Raw genomic sequence first — 7,432 nt, forward strand, 5'->3', positions numbered from 1 at the left:
CACGCTCTCCGTTCAGCTCTAAACAGGTTCCACTCACGGTTTGCATTCGGCGAATTCTAGCGGGTAGCTTGCTGGCCGGCGCCGGCGGCGAATTGTTGGCCGACGCTGGCTTGCCGGTCGCGGTCGGCGCCGGTGCCGCGCCCGGTTCAAATGTCGCCGAGCTGGCAAATCCGGCCTTGCATCCCACTATCGACGTGGGCCACGCCTCGGCCAGTTACAGCGCGGACGGCCAAAAACTGACGATCAACCAGACCACCGCCAAAACCGTGCTGGATTGGCAGAGCTTTAACGTGGGCGCCGGCAAGAGCGTGCAATTTGCCCAGCCCGGCAGCGGTTCTATTGCGCTGAACAACATTCACCAGCTCGACGCCAGCAAGATTTACGGCAATCTAAACGCTAACGGCCAAGTTTACTTGGTGAATGCCAACGGCTTCGTGTTTGGAAAGGGCGCCTCGGTCAACGTTAACTCGCTGGTCGCCACTACCCTGAAAATCGAAGACGATGTCTTCGACCAGGGCATCGCCAACGTCGTTGAACCCGACAATAGCGGCGCCAACCCCGAGCCGGTCGCGGCGTTGACCGGCGACGGCGCGGTCTACCGCGACCTTGGCAACGGTCGGCGCGAGAAAATCCGGATTTTGGTCGAGAACGGCGCTTCGATTGCCGCCGCCAACAGCGGTCGGATATTGCTGGCGGCGCCGGAAGTTGAAAACGATGGGACCATCACCGCGCCGGACGGCCAAGTCATGCTGGTCGGCGCCACCGATAAAGTCTATTTACAAGCCAGCGATTCCAGCGATGTGCGCGGCTTGTTGGTCGAGGTCGATACCGGCGGCAGTGTCGAGAACGTCGGCAAGATTTTGACCGAGCGCGGCAACACCACGATGTTGGGCTTCGCGGTGTCGCAGCGAGGCGTTGTTTCGGCCAGCACCTCGGTGGCTTTGAACGGCAGCGTGCGTTTATTGGCCAGGGATGGCGCCCAATTGGACAAATCGACTACGGGCGATGGCTACCGCCTGAAACCCAAAACCACGACTAGAGCTCAAGCCGGCGAGGACGGCTTGGGCCGGCAAGCCAGCGTGGTATTGGCCGGCGGCAGTTCGACCGAAGTGGCGCTCGACGCCAGCGGCGGTAACGCCGTGAACGAGCAAGCGCAACCGCGCTCGCGCGTCGATATCGAAGCCGGGGCTATCCGTTTGCAGAACGGCGCGCAAATTGTCGCCCACGCCGGCGACGTGAATTTAACCGCCAGCGCCCTTCCCGACGCCCCGCTGACCCAGAATATCGCCGGCAACGCTAGCCGGATCGTGCTGGAGCAAGGCAGTAAAATCGACGTGTCCGGGGTTAAAAACGTCGAATTGGCGATGAGCAGCAATATCGTCGATCTGGAATTGCGCAATTACGAGTTGCGCGACGCGCCGTTGCAGAAAGACGGTATCTTGCACGGCAAAAAGGTCCAGGTGGATGTTCGCGAAGGCACCACGCTGGCCGACGCCTCCGGCGCCATCGCCAAGCAGCCGCACTCGGTGTTCGAACGCAGCATCGGCGCCGGCACGATCAATTTGCAATCGGAAGGCGATTTGATCGTCCAGGCCGGCGCCAAGCTGGATATTTCCGGCGGTTACCTGAGTTACCTGGGCGGTTACCTGAATACCACGCAACTGCTGTCCAACGGCCGTTTGTTCGACCTGGCCACGGCCGACCCCAACCGAACCTATCAACAAATTGTCAGCGGCCGGCATTACGAAGCCGGTTACCGGCAGGGCGGCGACGCCGGCACGATTTCGATTCAGACCCAAGCCGCGCGCCTGGACGGCAGCGTGTTCGCCGACACCGTCAGCGGCTTGTACCAGCGCGATTCGGCCACCGCGCCCGGCGGCGGCGAGCTGGACCTTGATTTGGCCTGGAGCAACACCGCGTTGCAAACGCTTGCGTTTACCGGCGCGGCGAACGGCGGCGGCGAAGACCTCGCCGAGGTATTGGCGCTGACGCCGGCCTTGTTCGGCCACGGCCTTAACCATTTCAACCTGATTACGCTGGGACGGTTTAGCATCGATCCCGGCGTGGTCTTGAGCCTGGCGGCCGGCGGCGATTTCACGGTCCGGGCCGGAACTATCGATATTCAGGGCAGCCTGATCGCGCCGGCCGGCAACGTCGCGCTGACCTCGGTGGTCGGCGATTTCAACGGCGAGCTGGCCTTGGGCGCCGCGAGCCGTATCGACACCAGCGGCCGCTGGATCAACGACATCAAGGACGCCCGGACCAATACCTTGCAAACCCTATGGCTGGACGGCGGCGACATTACCTTGCAGGCCGGCGGCGGCTTGCGGTTGGCGGGCGGAGCCCGCTTGGCGGCCAACGGCGGCGCCCGCATCACCGCCACCCATAAAGTCACCGGCGGCATCGGCGGCGACATCGCGCTGCAAAACCGCAGCACCGGAAGCGAACCAAGCCAGTTCCAGCTCGGCGGCACGCTGTCGGCGGTCGGCTTGCGGCAAAACGGCACGTTGAGCATCAGCACCGGTCGCATCGCAATCGCCGAAGGCAGCGGCCAGCCGTTTGAAGCCGACGGCACCCTGTATTTGGGCAGCGGCTGGCTGCAAAACGCCAATTTCGGCGCTTACGCGCTGACGACGACGGACGGCGTGTTAAAAGTCGCCGACCAGACCCGCTGGCAATTGCGCCAAACCAATTGGCAACTGAACGGCAACGCGATGCAAGCCGCCAGCGGCACGCCGTTAAGCGAGTTAGCGCATCTGGCGCTGTTACCGGACGACCAGCGCCATGCGGTTGACCTCAATTTAACCCATGCCCGGCGCACCAGTTTCGGCGTCGGCAGCGACGACGCCGGTATCTTGATTGGCGCCAACGCTTGGATAGGCGCGGATTGGGGTGGGCAATTGGCTTTGACATCGGACGACAGCATTCGCATAAACGGTACGCTGAATGCACCGGCCGGCGCCATCGAAATCGCCCTGACCAGCCCCAACAGTACTTTCGACAGCGGCTACGATCCCGATTTGGGCATTTTCCTCGGCGCCCTCGGCCATCTCAACGCGGCCGGCGCCAGCGTGCTGACGCCCAATGGCTTGGGTTTGGCGCAAGGCGACGTGAAAGCCGGCGGCACGGTGTCGCTGACCGCCCCCCGAGGTTATATTGCCGCCGCCGCCGGCAGTTCGATTGATGTCTCCGGCACTCAGGCGCGGCTGGACATCGTCAACGCCAAGGGCCGAGCCAAACAAATGCTGGCCTCGGCCGGCGGTACGATCAGCCTGACCGCCGCCGAAGGCTTGATCCTGCAAGGCCAATTGCTGGCGCAAGCCGGCACCGGCACCAACGCCGCCGGCGGGACCGCATCCGGCGGCACCGTCAATTTGGCTTTGGACAACCGAAAACGCGGCGCCGGCGAGTTCACCAATTTTCCGACCAGTGACCGGGTGATCAGGGTCGGCGCCGAAATGGAGGGGTTATCGAGGGATGTCGAGGCTGCGATCGCGGCCGGCGTCGTACCGGCCGAATTAAACGGGTGGGCCTATATCAGCGCTCGGCAAATCGCGCAAAGCGGCGCCGACCGGCTGGCCTTGGCTAACCTGGGTAACGGCGAAATCCGCTTCGACGGCCCGGTCACGCTGGCCGTCGCACAAAGCCTGAGTCTGGACGTCACGTTGATCAGCCACGCCGGTAGCGGTTCGGCCGTCCTGTCCGCCAACGTGGTCAGTCTGGGATCGAGCTTGAACCGAGCCGTGTCCGGCTCGCAAGACGCGGCCGCCGGCGAAGACCGTTTGACCGTCAACGCCAACCTGATCAACCTGTTCGGCGCCACCGCGATCGGCGGATTCGCCGAGACTCATTTGCTCAGCAACGGCGATCTGCGAATGACCGGCATCAATCCCAATGCCGAAGCGGATTTGCGGGGTGCGTTGAGACTGGCCGGCAATCTGGTGTTGGGCGCTCGGGAAATCTACCCGACTACCCTCAGCCATTACACGATCGCTATCGATGCGGCGGTCGATCCCGACGGCACGGTGACGGTGTTGCCCGGCATCGGCAGCCAGGCAACGCCGTTGTCGGCGGCCGGCGCGCTAACGATAGAGGCAGCGCATATCCAGAGCCAAGGCCGCTTGCTGGCACCGTTCGGCAGCATTACGTTGAATGCCGGGCTATCGTTGGCCTTGTTGGACGGCAGCGTGACCTCGGTCAGTGCCGACAGCGTGATCCCGTTCGGCCGCACCCAAGGCGGCCTGGATTGGCTGTATCCGCTCGGCACCGCCAGTAACATCCAAACCGCAACCCCCGCCAAGTCCATCGTGTTGTCCGGGCCCGACATCGATCTGGCCGCCGGCGCCGCTGTTAATTTGAACGGCGGCGGCGATTTGTCGGCCTTCGAATTCATCGCCGGCGCCGGCGGCAGCCGCGACGTGCTCGACACCAGCGGCGCTTACGCGATTTTGCCGGCGTATTTGGCGGACTTCGCGGCTTACGATCCCATCGAATTCGCCAAATCGGGACTCAATTTTGGCGACAATCTGCATTTGAGCGCGGCCCTGGGTAATCCGGGCGATAGCCATTATCTGGCGGCCGGCGACTACGTGTTGTTGCCGGCTCATTACGCGCTGTTGCCGAATGCGTTTTTGGTCACGCCGCAAACCGGCACCTTGGACATGGCCGCCGGCACCACCAGCAGTCTGATCGACGGCACCCAAGTCATCGCCGGCTACCGTTACACCGCGCATACCGGCGTCGCCGCCAGCCGCTGGTCCGGCTTCGCGGTCGAAGCCGGCACTGTTGCCCGCACCCGTTCGGAATTCGATGAAACCACCGCCAGCGAATTTTTCGGCGCCAAAGGCGCGGGTTTGCCGCAAGACGCGGGCAATCTGGCCCTGTTGGCGCAAGGCCGTCTGGCATTGGCCGCCGACATCAGCGCCACCGCCGCGGCCGGCGGCTTGGGCGGCCTGCTGGACATCGGCGCCAACAAACTCAGCGTCGTGCAAGATTTGAGCGCGGCCGTTCCGGCCGACGGCGTGACCTTGTTGGCCGACCAACTGAATCGGCTGAACGTCGATAGTTTGTTATTGGGCGGCCGCCGGCAACGCAACACCGATGCTACCCAACTGACCGTCGCCGCCGACAGCGTCGCGATCGGCGACGGGGTCGCGCTGCAAGGCCGGGAAATTCTGTTGGCCGCGCGCGACCGGGTCACGGTCGGCGCCAACGCCAGCGTGACAGCGTCCGGCCGTTTGAGCCGAACCGACACCGAATTGAGCGTGGCCAATGCCGACGGCAGCGGTGCCGGCGCCTTGCTGCGGGTTTCGGCCGGAGCCCAAAGCCAAATCCAGCGCGCCGCCGGCGGGCTCGGTAACGCGACCGGCTTGTTGGAGATAAAAGCCGGCGCGGTATTAAGCAGCGTCGGTTCCATGTTGCTGGACGGCAGTCGAGATGTGACATTCAACGGCACGATTGCGATGAACGGCGGAGATCTGGCCTTGAGTTCCAGCCGAATCACGCTGGGCGGCGACGGCACCGCCGCCGGCCTGAATCTCAGCGACAGTACCTTGAACGCTCTGAATGCCGACCGGATCGCGTTGAACAGCTACGATGCCATCGACTTTGCCGGCGCGATGCATCTGGCGGTGAAAGATTTGACTCTGAATGCCGCGAACCTGCGCGGTTTGGGAGCCGGCGGCCAAACCGCCGACATCGTCGCCGACACAATCACCCTGACCCAAACCGGTCTCCCGGCGGCGGGGCAAACCCTGGCCGGCGACATGCGCTTGAATTTGTCCGCCCGTAACAGCCTGATCTTGGGCGAAGGCCAATACGCTTGGTCCGGCTTTGGCCAAGTCGCGCTGAGTGCCGGCACGGCGCTGATCGGCGACGGCACCGCCACGATCAACTCGACCGCCGACTTGGCGGTTAGCGCGCCGGTGTGGACTGCCAACGCCGGCGCCAACACCGTGATCGAGTTGGCCGGCCGCGACCTGACGGTGAGCGCCGGCAACGGTTCGTCGATTAGCGGCGGCCTGGGCGCGCGTTTGACCGCCAACGCGCGGGACATCGTGCAACAAGGCCGCATCGAACTGGCCGCCGGCGGCGTGACCTTAAACGCCAGCCGCGATCTGACGGTTAGCGGTCACATCGATGCAGCCGGCCGGGTCGTCAATCTAGCCGATGCGGTGGCCTATGCCGGCGGCGGCTATATTTCGCTGACCGCCGAACAAGGCCAACTGGCGATCCTGAACGGCGCGCGCTTGGATGTTTCGGGCAGCCGTCTTGGCGGCGACGCCGGCCATCTGAATCTGGCGGTCGCCAACGGTGAGCTGACCTTGGACGGCAGCTTGGCGGGCCTTGCCTACTCAGACGCGGTCGGCGGCGGCTTGGCCCTGGACAGCCAAAACCTCAGCCCGGCCCAGTGGGCCGCATTGCTCGAGCAATTGCATGGCGGCGGCTTTAACGGCGATATCGCGATCCGCCAACGCCTGGGCGACATGACCATTACCGCCGGCCAAAGCCTGCAAGCCGCCAACATCGCGCTGGCCGCCGACAGCGGTTCGCTGACGGTTGCCGGCGAACTGAGCGTCAGCGGCACTCAAGCCGGCAAACTGCAACTGGCGGCCGGCGACGCACTGACGATACTGGCCGGCGCCAAACTCGGCGCGGTTTCCAGCGGTACCGGCCAGGCGGGCGGGGCTATCACGTTGACCTCGACCGACGCCGACGGCGATGGTCTGGAAGGCATTGCGATAGCCGCCGGCGCCGCGCTGAATCTGAGCGGTGCGGCGGGCGGTGGCGAAGTCGATGTCATCGTCAACCGCAAAGGCGACGACGATGCGGCGGTCGATATTGCCGTCGGCAGCGTCGCCGGTGCCGCCAGCCTGAAAGTCGCGGCGATGGCACATTACACGACCGACGCCATCACCAACGCCCAAATCAAGCAATGGTACGACGATACCCGCGCGTTCATGACCGCCGCGGCCGACAATGCGGATTTGAACGGACGCTTGGGCGGCTTTACGTTACAGCCTGGGTTGGACGTACAAGGCAGCGGCAGTCTGGATCTGAATTTGACCGAGAATTTGGCGACAGCAACTTGGACCAGGGTCGGCTCGACGACGGTCTGGCGCACCAAACTGGACAGTATCGCCGGCGCCGTCCAGGCCTTGCGGCGCTTAAACGCCGATGGCGAGGTGATCAAGGAATACAGCTATTTTTCACCGACATCGTCGAATTCTCCCTGCACGCTGACGAGTTGTTCGTTAAATGCCGGCAGCTATTACTTCGATGCCAATCCTAACTCATCGACCTATAGAACCTTGTTCCTTAGGGCCGGAACTAGCAGCACCAATCCGCGCACGCTGAGCGGCTTGACCGAATTCAACGGTTGGGACCTGGCCTTGCCTTACGCCAACGGCCAGGATTGGCATTTTGGCGCCGA

At 63.8% G+C, this 7,432-nt stretch carries 1 protein-coding gene; it reads left to right on the forward strand.

Features of this window, described 5'->3' with window-relative positions; genetic code table 11:
- Positions 1–68: 68 nt before the first annotated feature.
- Positions 69–7,432, forward strand: a 7,364-nt coding sequence (locus tag AC3B8H_RS16160; protein ID WP_488442575.1) for a two-partner secretion domain-containing protein, incomplete at its 3' end; no start/stop codon positions are given.

This window comes from Methylomonas sp. BG-2, assembly GCF_057766305.1.